General features: G+C 53.1%; 14 protein-coding genes and 5 pseudogenes. 15 read left to right on the top strand and 4 right to left on the bottom strand.

Annotated features, from left to right (window positions below):
* Positions 1–70: 70 nt before the first annotated feature.
* From ACQ29O_RS24255 to intI1, 3 genes and pseudogenes are all read right to left on the bottom strand, one after another.
* Positions 71–3,040 (bottom strand): annotated as a pseudogene (locus tag ACQ29O_RS24255) (Tn3 family transposase).
* A gap of 2 nt (positions 3,041–3,042) precedes the next feature.
* On the bottom strand, positions 3,043–3,600 hold the full coding sequence (locus ACQ29O_RS24250; protein WP_001162012.1) for a recombinase family protein: 558 nt from the start codon (positions 3,598–3,600) through the stop codon (positions 3,043–3,045).
* Between the two features lie 296 nt (positions 3,601–3,896).
* On the bottom strand, positions 3,897–4,910 hold the full coding sequence (intI1, locus tag ACQ29O_RS24245) for a class 1 integron integrase IntI1 (RefSeq protein ID WP_000845039.1): 1,014 nt from the start codon (positions 4,908–4,910) through the stop codon (positions 3,897–3,899).
* A 351-nt stretch (positions 4,911–5,261) separates the two neighbouring features.
* On the opposite strand from intI1, the gene ACQ29O_RS24240 reads away from it, so the two are divergent.
* The 15 genes and pseudogenes from ACQ29O_RS24240 (at position 5,262) to ACQ29O_RS24170 (ending at position 15,408) form a co-directional block, all read left to right on the top strand.
* Positions 5,262–5,918, top strand: a complete 657-nt coding sequence (locus ACQ29O_RS24240; protein ID WP_000361704.1) for a quinolone resistance pentapeptide repeat protein QnrVC4 — start codon at positions 5,262–5,264, stop codon at positions 5,916–5,918.
* A 256-nt stretch (positions 5,919–6,174) separates the two neighbouring features.
* Positions 6,175–6,507, top strand: coding sequence for a quaternary ammonium compound efflux SMR transporter QacF (locus tag ACQ29O_RS24235; RefSeq protein ID WP_015243636.1), 333 nt, complete (start codon positions 6,175–6,177; stop codon positions 6,505–6,507).
* 88 nt (positions 6,508–6,595) lie between these two features.
* Positions 6,596–7,150 carry an AAC(6')-Ib family aminoglycoside 6'-N-acetyltransferase gene (gene aac(6')-Ib, locus ACQ29O_RS24230; protein WP_022631510.1) on the top strand — a complete coding sequence of 185 codons (555 nt, stop codon included), beginning with the start codon at positions 6,596–6,598 and terminating at the stop codon, positions 7,148–7,150.
* 214 nt (positions 7,151–7,364) lie between these two features.
* Complete coding sequence (locus ACQ29O_RS24225) at positions 7,365–8,624, top strand: chloramphenicol efflux MFS transporter CmlA5 (RefSeq protein ID WP_012300772.1); 1,260 nt, start codon at positions 7,365–7,367, stop codon at positions 8,622–8,624.
* A 264-nt stretch (positions 8,625–8,888) separates the two neighbouring features.
* Positions 8,889–9,080 (top strand): annotated as a pseudogene (locus tag ACQ29O_RS24220) (hypothetical protein); the annotation flags it as partial.
* 62 nt (positions 9,081–9,142) lie between these two features.
* Positions 9,143–9,860, top strand: a pseudogene (locus ACQ29O_RS24215) (IS6-like element IS26 family transposase).
* A 68-nt stretch (positions 9,861–9,928) separates the two neighbouring features.
* The gene (locus ACQ29O_RS24210; RefSeq protein ID WP_279355304.1) at positions 9,929–10,051 is read left to right on the top strand and encodes a hypothetical protein; all 123 of its coding nucleotides are present in this window, start codon (positions 9,929–9,931) and stop codon (positions 10,049–10,051) included.
* Positions 10,044–10,235, top strand: coding sequence for a hypothetical protein (locus ACQ29O_RS24205; protein ID WP_430761455.1), 192 nt, complete (start codon positions 10,044–10,046; stop codon positions 10,233–10,235). The genes ACQ29O_RS24210 and ACQ29O_RS24205 overlap by 8 nt, the downstream gene beginning before the upstream one ends.
* An 89-nt stretch (positions 10,236–10,324) precedes the next feature.
* Positions 10,325–10,543: a hypothetical protein gene (locus tag ACQ29O_RS24200; RefSeq protein WP_000260293.1), complete on the top strand. Its 219-nt coding sequence runs from the start codon at positions 10,325–10,327 to the stop codon at positions 10,541–10,543.
* 73 nt (positions 10,544–10,616) lie between these two features.
* Complete coding sequence (locus tag ACQ29O_RS24195; protein ID WP_000064432.1) at positions 10,617–11,174, top strand: hypothetical protein; 558 nt, start codon at positions 10,617–10,619, stop codon at positions 11,172–11,174.
* Positions 11,175–11,248: 74 nt separating this feature from the next.
* Complete coding sequence (locus ACQ29O_RS24190) at positions 11,249–12,100, top strand: hypothetical protein (RefSeq protein WP_000595210.1); 852 nt, start codon at positions 11,249–11,251, stop codon at positions 12,098–12,100.
* Positions 12,101–12,556: 456 nt separating this feature from the next.
* Positions 12,557–12,944: pseudogene (locus ACQ29O_RS24185) on the top strand (hypothetical protein).
* A 177-nt stretch (positions 12,945–13,121) separates the two neighbouring features.
* The gene (locus tag ACQ29O_RS24180) at positions 13,122–14,849 is read left to right on the top strand and encodes a DUF7146 domain-containing protein (RefSeq protein WP_000122922.1); all 1,728 of its coding nucleotides are present in this window, start codon (positions 13,122–13,124) and stop codon (positions 14,847–14,849) included.
* Positions 14,836–15,114: a hypothetical protein gene (locus ACQ29O_RS24175; RefSeq protein ID WP_000268337.1), complete on the top strand. Its 279-nt coding sequence runs from the start codon at positions 14,836–14,838 to the stop codon at positions 15,112–15,114. Before ACQ29O_RS24180 ends, ACQ29O_RS24175 begins: the two co-directional genes overlap by 14 nt.
* A gap of 72 nt (positions 15,115–15,186) precedes the next feature.
* Complete coding sequence (locus ACQ29O_RS24170; protein ID WP_000714163.1) at positions 15,187–15,408, top strand: hypothetical protein; 222 nt, start codon at positions 15,187–15,189, stop codon at positions 15,406–15,408.
* A 126-nt stretch (positions 15,409–15,534) separates the two neighbouring features.
* Here ACQ29O_RS24170 and ACQ29O_RS24165 read toward each other — a convergent pair.
* Positions 15,535–16,591: pseudogene (locus tag ACQ29O_RS24165) on the bottom strand (IS110 family transposase).
* Between the last annotated feature and the right edge of the window lie 9 nt (positions 16,592–16,600).

Here is a 16,600-nt window from a genome sequence, read left to right as displayed (position 1 = left end):
CCGAATGAAAGCCTGTCCTCAGCATAGTACCGGGAAAGGAGGGAGTGACCATCTCATTAAATAAAGCACGCTAAGCCGGTGGCAGCGGTCGCAAGGCCTAAACTTCCCCGCACCGACCTTGGCGCTGCTGCGCCATAGGTAATCGCCGGTCAGGTTGATGTGCTCCCACCCCAGCGGCGACAGATATTGCAACAATGTGTCGTCCAGCGCCGTGCCGTTGCCACGCAAAGCACTGGTGGCACGCTCCAGATATACCGTGTTCCACAACACGATGGCCGCCGTCACCAGATTGAGGCCGCTGGCCCGGTAGCGCTGCTGCTCAAAACTGCGGTCGCGGATTTCACCCAATCGGTAGAAGAAGACCGCCCTGGCCAGCGCGTTGCGCGCCTCGCCCTTATTCAGCCCCGCATGGACGCGGCGGCGCAGCTCCACGCTTTGCAGCCAATCCAAAATGAACAGCGTGCGCTCGATGCGCCCCAGCTCGCGCAACGCCACGGCCAAGCCGTTCTGGCGCGGGTAGCTGCCGAGTTTGCGCAGCATCAGCGAAGCCGTTACCGTGCCTTGCTTGATGGAGGTGGCCAGCCGCAGAATTTCATCCCAATGGGCGCGTATTTGCTTGATGTTCAGCCTGTCGCTGCTAATCATCGGCTTGAGCGCGTCATAGGCGGCATCGCCCTTGGGGATGAATAGCTTGGTTTCGCCCAAGTCACGGATACGCGGCGCGAAGCGAAATCCCAGCAAATGCATCAAGCCAAACACGTGATCGGTGAAGCCTGCCGTGTCGGTGTAGTGTTCCTCGATGCGCAAGTCCGACTCGTGGTACAGCAGGCCATCAAGCACGTAAGTTGAATCACGAATGCCCACGTTGACCACCTTGGCACTGAAGGGCGCGTACTGGTCGGAGATATGGGTGTAGAAAAGTCCGTCCTGGACTGCTTCCATACTTCGGGTTGATATGACCAGTGCTTTCTGCTTTGCTGCCGGTTCTGAAGTTCTGGCCGTCCGACGATGACGTGGTGCCGTCACCCCAGTTGCCGCGAAGGGTTGCCGAACTGCGCATTCACCAGCTCGGCCAGCGCCGTCGAATAGGTTTCATCGCGGATGTGCCCAGGCTGCAGCCAAGACAGCTTGGCGTAGGTGGTGCCAGGGCAGGACTCGGCCATTTGGTCAGACCCAGGTTGATCGCGTCGGCCAGGATCGTCGTCAACAGCAAGGTTTTGTCCTTGGCCGTGTCGCTGGTCTTCAGGTGTGTGAAGTGGCGGGTGAAGCCCGTCCATTCATCGACCTCCATCAGCAACTCGGTGATTTGAGGTGCGGCAGCAGCATAGCTGTCTGGTCGATCATGGCTTGCGCGGCGTCCTGGTACTGCCGCGTCCAGCGGCGTGATCTTCAGGCCTGACGCGGTGGTGATGATGGCATCCGGTAAGTCGTTGGCCGCAGCCATGCGGTTGACTGTGGCGAGTTGCGCCTCCAACAATTCCAACCGGTCATGCAGGTATTGGTCGCAGTCGGTGGCCACTGCCAGCGGCAATTCGCTGGCCAGCTTCAAAGTGGCGAACTTCTCGACCGGCACCAGGTATTCGTCGAAGTCCTTGAACTGGCGAGAAACCTGCACCCAGAACATCACCGGAGCGCAGCGCGTTCTTCAGCTCCGACAGGGCGCATAACTCGTAGTAACGCCGGTCGATGCCGTCGTCGGTCAGAACCAGCTTTGCCCAGCGCGGCTTGATGAATGCGGTTGGCGCATCGGCGGCACCTTGCGCGCGCTGTCGCTGTTCATGCCGCGCAGCATGTCGATGGCATCGAGCACACCCTTGGCGGCGGGCGCAGCCCGCAATTTGAGCACGCCCAGGAACTGCGGCGCGTAGCGGCGTAGCGTGGCATAGCTTTCACCGATGTGGTGCAGGAAATCAAAGTCGGCAGGCCGCGCCAATGTTTGCGCTTCGGTGACGCTGGCGGCGAAGGTGTCCCAGGGCATAACGGCCTCGATGGCGGCGAACGGATCGCTGCCGCTTTGCTTGGCCTCAATCAACGCTTGACCGATGCGCCCATACATCCGCACCTTGTCGTTGATCGCCTTGCCGGAAGCCTGGAACTGCTGCTGATGCTTGTTCTTGGCCGCGTTGAACAGCTTGCCGATGATGCGATCGTGAAGGTCGATGATTTCATCGGTGACGGTGGCCATGCCTTCGATGGCCAGCGCTACCAGCGTGGCATAGCGTCGTTGCACCTCGAACTTTGCCAGATCAGCAGGCGTCATCTGGCCACCTTCACGAGCGATTTTGAGCAGGCGGTTCTGGTGAACCTGCCGCTCGATGCCTGCGGGCAGATCAAGTGCTTGCCAGGATTTCAGGCGCTCAATATGTTCGAGCATGTGGCGAGAGTTCGGTTTGGCAGGCGACTGGCGCAGCCATGCCAGCCACGTCACTTTACTGCCGTCCTTGCGCTTGAGAAGTTCGTCCAGGCGCTGACGGTGGGGTGATAACAAAGAATCGGTCAGCGCCGCGTAAATGCGTCGGTTGGCACGGGTGATGGCCTCGGCGCTTGCGCGCTCGATGGCATTCATGGCGGGCAGGATAATGCTCTGCCGCCGCAGATTCTCGACAAGTGCGCTCGCCAGCACGATGCCTTTGTCGGTCTGCAAGGCCAGCTCGGTCAATGTATGCACGGCTTGCCGATAGTGGCTCATGGTGAAGGGCTTGAACCCAAAAACCGTTTGCAGCTCGACCAAGTGCTCCCGCCGTGTCTGTTCGCGCTGGCCGTACTCGCTCCAACTTTCCACTGGCATCTTGAGTTGCGCGGCCACCATGCGCAACAGGGGCGGAAACGGAGGCTCATCGACGCCCAAAAAGGTGCCAGGGAATCGCAAGTAGCAAAGCTGCACAGCGAAGCCCAATCGATTCGCGGCGCCGCGACGCTGACGGATCACCGACAGGTCGGTTTCGTTGAACGTGTAGTGCCGTATCAGTTCGTCTTTGGCATCTGGCAGTGCCAGCAGGCTTTCGCGCTCGGTGGCGGACAGGATTGAGCGGCGTGGCATGGTCAGTCTTCCCGCAGGTACTGGTACAAGGTTTCGCGGCTGATGCCGAAGTCACGGGCCACCAAGGTTTTTTGGTCGCCTGCCGCAACTCGCCGTTTCAACTCGGCAATTTGTTCGCTGTTCAGCGATTTCTTTCGTCCCCGGTAGGCACCGCGCTGCTTGGCCAGCACGATTCCCTCGCGCTGACGTTCGCGGATCAGGGCGCGCTCGAACTCAGCGAAGGCTCCCATGACCGACAGCATCAGATTGGCCATCGGTGAGTCCTCGCCGGTGAACTTCAGCCCTTCTTTGACGAACTCCATGCGCACGCCCCGTTGTGTCAGCCCTTGGACGATGCGGCGCAGGTCATCAAGGTTGCGTGCCAGCCTGTCCATGCTATGCACCACCACGGTGTCGCCCTCGCGGACGAAGGCCAGCAGCCTTTCCAGCTCGGGACGCTGGGTGTCCTTGCCAGAAGCCTTGTCGGTGAACACCCGCGCCACCTGAACACCCTCCAATTGCCGTTCCGGGTTCTGGTCGAAGCTGCTGACGCGGACATAGCCGATGCGTTGACCTTGCAAGATGCCTCCAAAGGCAAAAGTGTCAGGATGAAATCTATTACCTTTGACGGAATATGTCAATCAATAGGAAATTTAACTCTATTCTGACATCGTTTGTCGTTTTCAGAAGACGGCTGCACTGAACGTCAGAAGCCGACTGCACTATAGCAGCGGAGGGGTTGGATCCATCAGGCAACGACGGGCTGCTGCCGGCCATCAGCGGACGCAGGGAGGACTTTCCGCAACCGGCCGTTCGATGCGGCACCGATGGCCTTCGCGCAGGGGTAGTGAATCCGCCAGGATTGACTTGCGCTGCCCTACCTCTCACTAGTGAGGGGCGGCAGCGCATCAAGCGGTGAGCGCACTCCGGCACCGCCAACTTTCAGCACATGCGTGTAAATCATCGTCGTAGAGACGTCGGAATGGCCGAGCAGATCCTGCACGGTTCGAATGTCGTAACCGCTGCGGAGCAAGGCCGTCGCGAACGAGTGGCGGAGGGTGTGCGGTGTGGCGGGCTTCGTGATGCCTGCTTGTTCTACGGCACGTTTGAAGGCGCGCTGAAAGGTCTGGTCATACATGTGATGGCGACGCACGACACCGCTCCGTGGATCGGTCGAATGCGTGTGCTGCGCAAAAACCCAGAACCACGGCCAGGAATGCCCGGCGCGCGGATACTTCCGCTCAAGGGCGTCGGGAAGCGCAACGCCGCTGCGGCCCTCGGCCTGGTCCTTCAGCCACCATGCCCGTGCACGCGACAGCTGCTCGCGCAGGCTGGGTGCCAAGCTCTCGGGTAACATCAAGGCCCGATCCTTGGAGCCCTTGCCCTCCCGCACGATGATCGTGCCGTGATCGAAATCCAGATCCTTGACCCGCAGTTGCAAACCCTCACTGATCCGCATGCCCGTTCCATACAGAAGCTGGGCGAACAAACGATGCTCGCCTTCCAGAAAACCGAGGATGCGAACCACTTCATCCGGGGTCAGCACCACCGGCAAGCGCCGCGACGGCCGAGGTCTTCCGATCTCCTGAAGCCAGGGCAGATCCGTGCACAGCACCTTGCCGTAGAAGAACAGCAAGGCCGCCAATGCCTGACGATGCGTGGAGACCGAAACCTTGCGCTCGTTCGCCAGCCAGGACAGAAATGCCTCGACTTCGCTGCTGCCCAAGGTTGCCGGGTGACGCACACCGTGGAAACGGATGAAGGCACGAACCCAGTGGACATAAGCCTGTTCGGTTGGTAAGCTGTAATGCAAGTAGCGTATGCGCTCACGCAACTGGTCCAGAACCTTGACCGAACGCAGCGGTGGTAACGGCGCAGTGGCGGTTTTCATGGCTTGTTATGACTGTTTTTTTGTACAGTCTATGCCTCGGGCATCCAAGCAGCAAGCGCGTTACGCCGTGGGTCGATGTTTGATGTTATGGAGCAGCAACGATGTTACGCAGCAGGGCAGTCGCCCTAAAACAAAGTTATGTGTTTTTCTTGCAAGCGCCATGATTAATCAAAACTTTTTTCTAGCCATGCGGCATGGGTGAATTAAAAAACAGTGCCTTAGAGCGTCAATTTGGTACCTTATTTTTGCGATTTTAAGTGGTTGTAAGTTGCTGTTTTTAAGGTGTTTATTTTTCTTGAGAACTGGTTGGTAAATGTTAGTCTTCGACTCAAATAGAAAGAGGGCTAGAAAATGGATAAAACAGACCAGTTATATGTACAAGCAGACTTTTCACATCAAGACATGAGTGGTCAGTATTTTAAAAATTGCAAATTTTTCTGCTGTTCCTTTAAACGAGCGAACCTCCGCGATACACAATTTGTAGATTGTTCTTTCATTGAACGAGGTGAATTAGAGGGGTGTGATTTTTCTTACTCGGATCTTAGAGATGCATCTTTTAAAAACTGCAGTCTTTCAATGTCGTATTTCAAAGGTGCAAATTGTTTTGGTATCGAGTTCAGAGAATGCGATTTAAAGGGTGCCAATTTTGCTCAAGCTAGCTTCATGAATCAGGTATCGAACAGAATGTATTTTTGTTCAGCTTATATAACAGGTTGTAATCTTTCATACGCCAACTTTGAAAGGCAGTGTATCGAAAAGTGTGATTTGTTTGAGAATAGATGGATTGGCGCAAATCTGAGTGGTGCATCATTTAAAGAGTCTGATTTAAGTCGGGGAGTATTTTCTGAAGGGTGTTGGAGCCAGTGTAGGTTGCAAGGTTGTGATTTGAGCCACTCGGAGTTGTATGGTTTAGACCCTCGGAAAGTTGACCTTACAGGTGTAAAAATCTGTTCGTGGCAGCAAGAACAACTTTTAGAGCAATTAGGTTTAATAGTAGTTCCTGACTAAATTTGATGGTTTGAACACACACATAACAAACGCCTCAAGAGGGACTGTCAACGCGTGGCGTTTCCAGTCCCAATGAGCTGTGGTGGTTACGGCTGTTGTGTTTGGGTTTAGTGTCATGCGTTGCCAGCCCCTTAGGCGGGCGTTAGATGCCAGATTTGGCGTTGCGTATGCTCACAGAAAATCGATAGCCGCAAGACTGTTTTTGGCAACTCATAGCCACTACAATTTCTCCTTCATACCGTAGAGGAGATTGCGCGTGAAGAACTGGATATTTCTGGCTGTTTCAATCTTTGGCGAGGTCATCGCAACTTCCGCACTGAAGTCTAGCCATGGATTCACTAGGTTAGTTCCTTCCGTTGTAGTTGTGGCTGGCTACGGGCTTGCGTTCTATTTCTTGTCTCTCGCGCTCAAGTCCATTCCGGTCGGTATTGCTTACGCTGTATGGGCTGGGCTTGGCATCGTGCTTGTGGCAGCTATTGCTTGGATTTTCCATGGCCAAAAACTAGACTTCTGGGCGTTCATTGGCATGGGACTTATCGTCAGTGGCGTCGCCGTTCTAAACCTGCTATCCAAGGTCAGCGCACATTGACCGGGTTGGCATCTAACAATTCATTCAAGCCGACGCCGCTTCGCGGCGCGGCTTAATTCAGGCGTTAGGCATCACAAAGTACAGCATCGTGACCAACAGCAACGATTCCGTCACACTGCGCCTCATGACTGAGCATGACCTTGCGATGCTCTATGAGTGGCTAAATCGATCTCATATCGTCGAGTGGTGGGGCGGAGAAGAAGCACGCCCGACACTTGCTGACGTACAGGAACAGTACTTGCCAAGCGTTTTAGCGCAAGAGTCCGTCACTCCATACATTGCAATGCTGAATGGAGAGCCGATTGGGTATGCCCAGTCGTACGTTGCTCTTGGAAGCGGGGACGGATGGTGGGAAGAAGAAACCGATCCAGGAGTACGCGGAATAGACCAGTCACTGGCGAATGCATCACAACTGGGCAAAGGCTTGGGAACCAAGCTGGTTCGAGCTCTGGTTGAGTTGCTGTTCAATGATCCCGAGGTCACCAAGATCCAAACGGACCCGTCGCCGAGCAACTTGCGAGCGATCCGATGCTACGAGAAAGCGGGGTTTGAGAAGCAAGGTACCGTAACCACCCCAGATGGTCCAGCCGTGTACATGGTTCAAACACGCCAGGCATTCGAGCGAACACGCAGTGATGCCTAAGTCAAACGTTGGGCGCACAATAAGGCTCCTCGCAGAGTTGCTTGAAAGTTGTTACGATTCAAATTCAATCATGAGATAGTCAGCAGATGAGCACTTCCAAGAACGCAGACAAGTAAGCCGCAGCAACCTTCATTTTTCGGTTGTTGCGGCGTTCTCATGAATCCTTTTGCTCTACGGGAGCGCCGCCAAATCCTTTGTTCAAGGAGATGGTTTCGTGCGCTCAAAAAACTTTAGTTGGCGGTACTCCCTTGCCGCCACGGTGTTGTTGTTATCACCGTTCGATTTATTGGCATCACTCGGCATGGACATGTACTTGCCAGCAGTGCCGTTTATGCCAAACGCGCTTGGTACGACAGCGAGCACAATTCAGCTTACGCTGACAACGTACTTGGTCATGATTGGTGCCGGTCAGCTCTTGTTTGGACCGCTATCGGACCGACTGGGGCGCCGCCCCGTTCTACTGGGAGGTGGCCTCGCCTACGTTGTGGCGTCAATGGGCCTCGCTCTTACGTCATCGGCTGAAGTCTTTCTGGGGCTTCGGATTCTTCAGGCTTGTGGTGCCTCGGCGTGCCTTGTTTCCACATTTGCAACAGTACGTGACATTTACGCAGGTCGCGAGGAAAGTAATGTCATTTACGGCATACTCGGATCCATGCTGGCCATGGTCCCGGCGGTAGGCCCATTGCTCGGAGCGCTCGTCGACATGTGGCTTGGGTGGCGGGCTATCTTTGCGTTTCTAGGTTTGGGCATGATCGCTGCATCTGCAGCAGCGTGGCGATTCTGGCCTGAAACCCGGGTGCAACGAGTTGCGGGCTTGCAATGGTCGCAGCTGCTACTCCCCGTTAAGTGCCTGAACTTCTGGTTGTACACGTTGTGTTACGCCGCTGGAATGGGTAGCTTCTTCGTCTTTTTCTCCATTGCGCCCGGACTAATGATGGGCAGGCAAGGTGTGTCTCAGCTTGGCTTCAGCCTGCTGTTCGCCACAGTGGCAATTGCCATGGTGTTTACGGCTCGTTTTATGGGGCGTGTGATACCCAAGTGGGGCAGCCCAAGTGTCTTGCGAATGGGAATGGGATGCCTGATAGCTGGAGCAGTATTGCTTGCCATCACCGAAATATGGGCTTCGCAGTCCGTGTTAGGCTTTATTGCTCCAATGTGGCTAGTGGGTATTGGTGTCGCCACAGCGGTATCTGTGTCGCCCAATGGCGCTCTTCGAGGATTCGACCATGTTGCTGGAACGGTCACGGCAGTCTACTTCTGCTTGGGCGGTGTACTGCTAGGAAGCATCGGAACGTTGATCATTTCGCTGTTGCCGCGCAACACGGCTTGGCCGGTTGTCGTGTACTGTTTGACCCTTGCAACAGTCGTGCTCGGTCTGTCTTGTGTTTCCCGAGTGAAGGGCTCTCGCGGCCAGGGGGAGCATGATGTGGTCGCGCTACAAAGTGCGGAAAGTACATCAAATCCCAATCGTTGAGAGAATGTGGCAAGCTATCGCCCAACAAATCGCTGCAGCCGACCCAAAACCGCTACGCGGTTTCGGTCGGCTGAGCTCAGGCGTTAGGCCTCGCCGAAGCGAAAGATCGCTACTTGAAGTGTTGACGCCTTTGTTTTAAAGTTTCGCGTCTATCTTTCTGATTTTGTTAAAAAATCAGACTTTGATTAATCATGTTAGACGTCAGAGGTATTTTGACTTAAACGCCTCTGAGGTCGAATTAACGTTAGCCACCAAGAAGGTGCCATGAAAACATTTGCCGCATATGTAATTATCGCGTGTCTTTCGAGTACGGCATTAGCTGGTTCAATTACAGAAAATACGTCTTGGAACAAAGAGTTCTCTGCCGAAGCCGTCAATGGTGTCTTCGTGCTTTGTAAAAGTAGCAGTAAATCCTGCGCTACCAATGACTTAGCTCGTGCATCAAAGGAATATCTGGCACTGTTGCAAATAGTCGGTGGTGATAAACTTATCATCCCCTTTTGCTGATGGAGCTGCACATGAACCCATTCAAAGGCCGGCATTTTCAGCGTGACATCATTCTGTGGGCCGTACGCTGGTACTGCAAATACGGCATCAGTTACCGTGAGCTGCAGGAGATGCTGGCTGAACGCGGAGTGAATGTCGATCACTCCACGATTTACCGCTGGGTTCAGCGTTATGCGCCTGAAATGGAAAAAACGGCTGCGCTGGTACTGGCGTAACCCTTCCGATCTTTGCCCGTGGCACATGGATGAAACCTACGTGAAGGTCAATGGCCGCTGGGCGTATCTGTACCGGGCCGTCGACAGCCGGGGCCGCACTGTCGATTTTTATCTCTCCTCCCGTCGTAACAGCAAAGCTGCATACCGGTTTCTGGGTAAAATCCTCAACAACGTGAAGAAGTGGCAGATCCCGCGATTCATCAACACGGATAAAGCGCCCGCCTATGGTCGCGCGCTTGCTCTGCTCAAACGCGAAGGCCGGTGCCCGTCTGACGTTGAACACCGACAGATTAAGTACCGGAACAACGTGATTGAATGCGATCATGGCAAACTGAAACGGATAATCGGCGCCACGCTGGGATTTAAATCCATGAAGACGGCTTACGCCACCATCAAAGGTATTGAGGTGATGCGTGCACTACGCAAAGGCCAGGCCTCAGCATTTTATTATGGTGATCCCCTGGGCGAAATGCGCCTGGTAAGCAGAGTTTTGAAATGTAAGGCCTTTGAATAAGACAAAAGGCTGCCTCATCGCTAACTTTGCAACAGTGCCGCCTTGAGTTCCAGGATGCTCTCAGCAAAATGGAACGTGTTGTTGCTCAGGTGAAATCGGACTTCCCGGAAATCGACGCTCTGGACAAATGGTTTGGTAACGGACTCGGCCATTCAGTAGATAAACTGCTGGCAGGGGGTAACGATGACTAATCCAATCCCTGGCGACATCAAGATTAAGGACTTTGGCCGCGACCGGAAATTCCGTTCGGTTGATGAGCTTCAAAGCACTTTGTCAGAACAGTACAAAGGTCAGCATGTCAGCATCGTTACCCTGCAAAGCCCAGCGGTTTACTCCGCACGGTTTTTGTCAGTGTCGATGATGCTGGTGGCGTGAATCGAACCTATGGGACCAGTCTCCTGTCGATTTTTCTGCCATCAAAGATGACCTGTATGTACCAAGTGACCTGTAGGAGAGCACTAGCTATGGTGGTGATCATCGTAAACACAGGACACTATGAGTTTATCGGCCTTGGTGAGACCCACGGACAAGCCACAGAAGGGCTTTTGAAACGCTGGGACGAACACTGCGAACGTAATCCGGATGCTGAGTCTGGTTACATGCAGGAGCTGATAGAAGAAGGAAGCGCACAAGTTGTCGAGATGGAGCCCGGCTCCGCCGTAATTTACGGACTTGACGGCTAAGCCTTCTCAACTAACCCACTCGGGCGCATCATCCCGAGAGGGTGTGGTGCGTCCTAACCAAAAGGAATGCACTATGTCTAACTTTGAACAAGCTCTGGAGCGTACTGACGGTAAAACACTGATTCTCAGCAATGGGAGTAAGTGGGCAGGCCAAGACCCGGACAGTATTCAGACTTTACTGGATGTCCTGGGTGACAACGTTCTTGACCCGATGTTTGAGCAGTATCACTGTTATCGCCCATACCCGTTTGAACCAATGGTGAGGACGGGGCGAAATGGCGAAATGTTCCAGCCTTGGCTTGGGGCAGCCTGCTTCTTTGGGAACTTCCTGACTGTCTCTCATGTTTTCAACATCATCACGAAAGATGACGGTGTTGTTGAGGCCTTAACAGAGGCGATCCGGAAGAATATGGCGACTGAACAGTACCAGCAGAATGCCTATGAGCGTTATGCCGGTTGGTTCTACGCTGAAACCAGCGAAGGGTTAAGGCTAGTCTCTCCAAGTGAGGCTGCCGACATCCGAGCTGGCGCAGTTTCAAAGCTGCGTTACCCAAGAAACTTCGAGGTTATGAAAACTGCGGTTCTCAAAGGTCCTCGATTTGATACTGAATTAAGCCGCAAGGCTTCTTAACCCAAACATTAACCCCACGGGGGACATCGGTCCCTGAGGGGATGGTGTCTCCCTCTGAAATTAAGGAGATACCAATGATTAAACAGCATTTTCAAAACGAACTGGTTAAGTGTGGATACCCGGATGATCTGACGATTGAGTACAGTCTCGGATACTGCCAGGGGGATGGCGTAGCCTTCTACGGGGATTTGAGCGTTGATGACGTCAAAGCTCTCATGAATCGCCTATTCAGCACTGAGCCCGGCCAAGTGGATGCTGTCAGCCGCGTGAAGAACCTGATGGCACAGAAAGACATTGAGAATATGCTTTCTGTCCTCCGCGAATATGGTTCCTGTGACCTGTCCATTACTCGGAATAGTCACGGGCATCACTACAGCCATTGGAACTGCATGAACATCGACGACAACGTGGACTTCACAGGGATCTTCCCTGATGATGATTCCATGATTGGCACCGGCATTGAAGGGATTAACCAGGATATGGTCGAGCGCTGGCAAGACCTCTGGGAACGCTTTGTGCTGGAGCTGGCGGATGATGTAAAAAGTCTTTCCAAGAAGCTCGAAGCGGACGGGTACTCGCTGATCGAGGCCTCTCCATGCGAAGATGAAGTGGTTTGGGAACGGGCCACTGAAAACTACCTGGTGCGTGTTACTGAACTCCCTGAGCGGGATTTCGATATGGGCCACTGGGATGACGAAGTAAGAGACCAAACAATTTGTTCTATCCTGGAAGGGAAAGAGCGAGTGCTTGGCCTACGTGTTGAGGTACTCTCTCGTGAAAACGAGATTGTCCTGGGTGAAGAGAGTCTGCACGGCTTGACCGTTGCCAGTGATGACAAGAGCTACGCTGGCTACAGACGAGAACTTCTCCGGGGAGCTATCCAGCAAACCAGGGACTTTTTCTCTCGCCACCTCAAAGCGGCATAACAAGGCAGGGGAAACCCCTGCTTTACTTCCCAAGTCTTCTTACTCATGGTGAATACCATCAGTAAGCAGATTTTGTTCTCTTCGGAGAGCGAAAAGTGCGATAGCTGGTCGCCAAAAACAAACAGCAAATTAACGTTAATTTATTAATCCCTGCGGGAGTCTATCTCCTGCTGGAGATACCTCCGTTATTTCTGGAGGTATCCATGAACAAATTCCAAGACTTTAAGTTGGTTTATCGTCAAGGTGGTCGTCGCTTAGAGCGTGTCTTTACGGACACTCTTTACGCGAATGTGAAGCGTGTCGCTGACTCGTTTCCTCCGACCGTTCTTTGGCGCATTCAGCCAGCGTAAAACTCGGAACCTTAAAGCTCGGCTTTGGCCGTGACCTTTCAATAACCCATGCGGGTACACTTCCCCGCACGGGGTAGGTGTACCCATTAACTTTGGAGTACACCTTATGAACCAAGTAGCTAAATTGGACCTCGCCCAAATCCGTCAACAAGCCATCAATGATGGTCTGCTGGTGGACCAATCTTCCATCGGTAAACAAGCTGGTTTCCTGACCAATGTGGCAGTGACCCCGGCAATTGTCGAATGGAGCTATTTGGTGCAGATGGTAAGCACTCGGTAGAAGACTTCCTTTTCATGTTTTTGCAGCTTTGTGTTGCTCAAACAAAGGTCGCTTTTACCGACAACAAGAATTGGGGAAAGATTCGTCTTTATTACCCCATGCCCACTGTAGATGGCTTTTTCAAACCCACTGAGGTTGTGATTAAGTCAGATCCTGTAACCGCAGATGTCACAATCATGATGGCCTCGAAGAGGGCGCTCATTTGTGCTTGTGATATTCACAAAATTCGCCTCCGTTTCGGGGGCGACCTTTTTAAACCCCTCGCCGGGGAGAACTCCCCGGCTGGGGAGCCTCCTTGGCACATTCTCCCGGTGTCGGGGTTTCCTTAAAACCCTGGCGACGGGGGTTTAAGGAAGCCTCGATGCTGGGGTTCACGCTAAGGAGAAAACCTATGTCTTACTACAAAGCTGACACCGTTCGTGAAGCTGCAAACGGAAACTGGCTATTCATCCTGGCGGCCCTAGCGCCCCATCTTGAACCAGCTCTCCGTAAACCTGGTCGTCATGTTTCTTGTCCTATCCACGGCGGGAAAGATGGCTTCCGACTGTTCAAGGATGCCCACCTGACTGGTGGCGGCGTATGCAATACATGCGGTGCCAATCATGATGGTTTTGAGCTGCTGATGTGGCTCAATAACTGGGACTTTAAACAGTGCCTGAGCGAGGTTGGTGATTATCTGGGCGTTGAGAAAGAGCAACCCCAGTATCAACAAGCCGCTGCACCGACACGAGCTCCTGTCCAGGCCAAAGCGCCTGTTCAGCAAGAGCCTATGAAGGTGAATAACAAGGTTCTCGATTCCAAGAATCGTAAAAAATCCATTGCCGGTACTCTGATTGCCCACGGTAAAGCTCCTTATGAGCATAACGAAGACAACGAGCTCAGCTACTTTGCCTTCATCCGTGACAAGAGCGGTTTGGAACGCACCATCTGGGGCGTGGATCTTGAAAGAGCCATTGGTGAAAGTGAAGCCAAGTATGGGGATGAGATCGTCATGACAAACCTCGGGCGCGAGCCTGTAACTGTCGTCGTTGAAGTTAAGGACGAGCAGGGGAATGTTGTGAGAGAACAACCTATGCAAACGCATCGCAACACCTGGCTGGTGGAACGTCGCGGCGCTACGGTAACGCAGTTCCGCGCTCGCTCGAACGGTGGTGTTGAGCCGGTGAGTCACCATGTTGAGTCGGCCCCTGTGGTCAACCGCAAGGTAGAAACTCCGGCACCGCAAGTACAACCTGCGGCCACACAACCGGAAGAGCAAAGCAGCGAAAATAAGCCGAAAGTTGTTCCGATGTTTCGTGAACAACCTAAGCCTTGGTTGCTTGAGCTCCAAGAAGAAATGGAGAAGAGAATGGAGCGCGAACGCGCTTACAGTGCTCGTCTCCGTGAGAAAATCGAGAAGGTATGGAACGAGTGTTTGCCGTTCTCCAGTCATGTGACTGAGCCAATGCGTCTGTACTTCAAAAACCGCGAGCTGCTGTTCAAAGTTGATGAAGTAGAAAAAACAGACTGTCTGCGGTTCAATCCGGCTATGGCCTACTACGACGAAGATGGCAATGAAGTTGGGAAATTCCCGGCTATCGTCTGCGCTATCCGAGATGTGGAAGGCAACCTGGTAACGCTCCACCGCACCTATCTCACCCAAAACGGTAAAAAAGCCAAGGTCGGCAACGCCAAAAAGATGATGCCCATTCCTGACGGTTTGGATGTCAATGGCGCGGCCATCCGCCTCGGTGAACCGACTGAGGGTATCCTGGGTGTTGCAGAAGGGCTGGAAACAGCTCTGTCAGCTTATCGAGTCACTCAAATCCCGGTTTGGTCAACGGTCAATGCCACCCTAATGGAGTCCTTCGAGGTTCCAGAAGGTGTTCACACCGTACTGATCTGGGCTGACAAAGATAAGTCTGTGACTGGGGAGAAGTCAGCGAACGTGCTGAAAGCCAAGCTGGAGAAGCGCGGCATTCGTGTGTACGTCCTGCTGCCTAAGCTCCCGATCCCGCCCAGAGCGAAAGGGATTGACTGGAACGATGTCCTGATGAGTCAGGGAAGCCTCGGTTTCCCGAATGCTCGCTACCTGCGCGATTTCATTGCGAGAAGGAGAGCTGAGTATGGCCGTCATTGATGTCTCGAAGGTTGATACAACGCCTGGTAACGACGCGGTGTGCCCCTTCTCTCCCCCTGAGGGGTGGGAGGGGGACTCTGCGGCCTACGTTGAGCTTATGCGGTCTCGGTATCGTCATCTGATGCACGGCCAGAGAATGATGGTGACAGCCTCCTTCGCAAGAAGGGAGCCTATCCAAGTTACTGGCCCGTTTGCTGATGAAGCGACGAAGATCATTAACTCAATGAAGATGAACAAGGCGAAGCCAACAGCTTTGTCTGCCTAAAACTTTAACCCTGAGGGGGTGTTCATGCCCTCTCAGGCATGATTCGCCTCCTCTTCAACTATGGAGGTAATCATGAAAAAGTTTTTGCGTATTAAGACGTGGTTTGTGCGTCTTTTCTCTCCTGACAAGAAGACTCTGGGAGCTATCGGTGAAGACCTGCGTAAGGTCGCCGTAACAGCCATCGGTGTCGGTATTGTAGGGGTCGTCTCAGAAAACGGAATCTATGGTCACTCCCGTTTTTGCAACACCGATTTTGACGACAAGTTGGCTTGCTTGAATCTATCCGGCGTCTGAATGGGATTTTATTCCCGCGCCTCGATGAGTTCCGCGCCTGATGAACCTCCAGAAAATATACGGCTTCATGAGCCTTTCCGTTTACAGGTTCCTCAACAGGCCGGTGGGCCGTTAGTATCATCAATATCAGTATTCGCAAAACCAGATGAATGATTGTTTAAACTGGTGTATTTCTGCCTTTATGCTTCGTAAGTTTGCTGTCGCCGTCAGTGCCCAGGCTATTCTGGCCAGCTTGTTTGCCAGAGCACAGGTGACGACAAAGTTGCTTTTCCGACACAACAACTCCCTGACCCAGTCGGCCAACTTGCCAGACTGGTGTTCCAGTTTTTGTATGAATACCCTGGCACACTGAACCAACAAAGTTCGGATCTTTTTGTTGCCCCGCTTGCTAATCCCTAACAATGTCGTCCGACCTCCCGTGCTGTACTGTCGGGGTACCAGCCCTGTTGCCGCCGCAAAGTCACGGCTGCTGGCGTACTGCTTCCCGTCGCCAATCTCAGTTGAAATAGTACTGGCAGTCAGCGTTCCAACGCAGGAATACTCAGCAAGCGCTGTCCAACCTCATCTTCGTCCAACTTTCGTTTCAACTGAGATTCCAGATCTTTAATCTGCTCAACAAGATAGTGATAATGCTGTTGTAATTTCAGCAGTAACTGGCTGAGATAAAGAGGCAAACTACTGTCCTCAAGAAGGGTACTCAGTCGACTAATAACGGCAGCACCTCGCGGAACGCTGATACCAAATTCCAGCAGAAAAGCATGCATCTGATTAGTTGTTTTCACCTTATCCTGAACCAGGGATTCACGGACACGATGCAGAGCTCGCATTGCCTGCTGAGATTCGGTTCTGGGCTGCACGAAACGCATAGATGGACGTGATGCTGCTTCACAGATAGCTTCAGCATCAACGAAGTCATTTTTGTTGCTTTTAACGAATGGGCGAGACAAATTGCGGTGATATCAGCTTTGGAAAATGCCCTAACTCTTCAGCTTGCGTGCCATAACAGTGAGAACCGCCACAGGCTTCCATCGCGATGGTTGTTGCCGGGCATGTCGCCAGAAATTCGATTAGCTTTGGTCGGGTGAATTTTTTACGGTAAACGGCCTTCCCACGATGATTCCTGACAATGAATATGGAAAGAGTTCTTACCCAGATCGATACCAATAAGCGCAATGTTTTCCATGATGGTTCT

This window comes from Salmonella sp. GDC200615, from assembly GCF_050574145.1.
GTDB classification, from domain to species: domain Bacteria; phylum Pseudomonadota; class Gammaproteobacteria; order Enterobacterales; family Enterobacteriaceae; genus Salmonella; species Salmonella enterica.
This window is presented reverse-complemented; position numbering and strand designations above follow the sequence as displayed.

Excerpts from the sequence above, each read along its gene's own strand:
- intI1 (WP_000845039.1), bottom strand. The coding sequence starts at position 4,910 with ATGAAAACCGCCACTGCGCCGTTACCACCGCTGCGTTCGGTCAAGGTT.
- ACQ29O_RS24240 (WP_000361704.1), top strand. The coding sequence starts at position 5,262 with ATGGATAAAACAGACCAGTTATATGTACAAGCAGACTTTTCACATCAA.
- ACQ29O_RS24210 (WP_279355304.1), top strand. The coding sequence starts at position 9,929 with ATGGAACGTGTTGTTGCTCAGGTGAAATCGGACTTCCCGGAAATCGAC.
- ACQ29O_RS24205 (WP_430761455.1), top strand. The coding sequence starts at position 10,044 with ATGACTAATCCAATCCCTGGCGACATCAAGATTAAGGACTTTGGCCGC.
- ACQ29O_RS24200 (WP_000260293.1), top strand. The coding sequence starts at position 10,325 with ATGGTGGTGATCATCGTAAACACAGGACACTATGAGTTTATCGGCCTT.
- ACQ29O_RS24195 (WP_000064432.1), top strand. The coding sequence starts at position 10,617 with ATGTCTAACTTTGAACAAGCTCTGGAGCGTACTGACGGTAAAACACTG.
- ACQ29O_RS24190 (WP_000595210.1), top strand. The coding sequence starts at position 11,249 with ATGATTAAACAGCATTTTCAAAACGAACTGGTTAAGTGTGGATACCCG.
- ACQ29O_RS24180 (WP_000122922.1), top strand. The coding sequence starts at position 13,122 with ATGTCTTACTACAAAGCTGACACCGTTCGTGAAGCTGCAAACGGAAAC.
- ACQ29O_RS24175 (WP_000268337.1), top strand. The coding sequence starts at position 14,836 with ATGGCCGTCATTGATGTCTCGAAGGTTGATACAACGCCTGGTAACGAC.
- ACQ29O_RS24170 (WP_000714163.1), top strand. The coding sequence starts at position 15,187 with ATGAAAAAGTTTTTGCGTATTAAGACGTGGTTTGTGCGTCTTTTCTCT.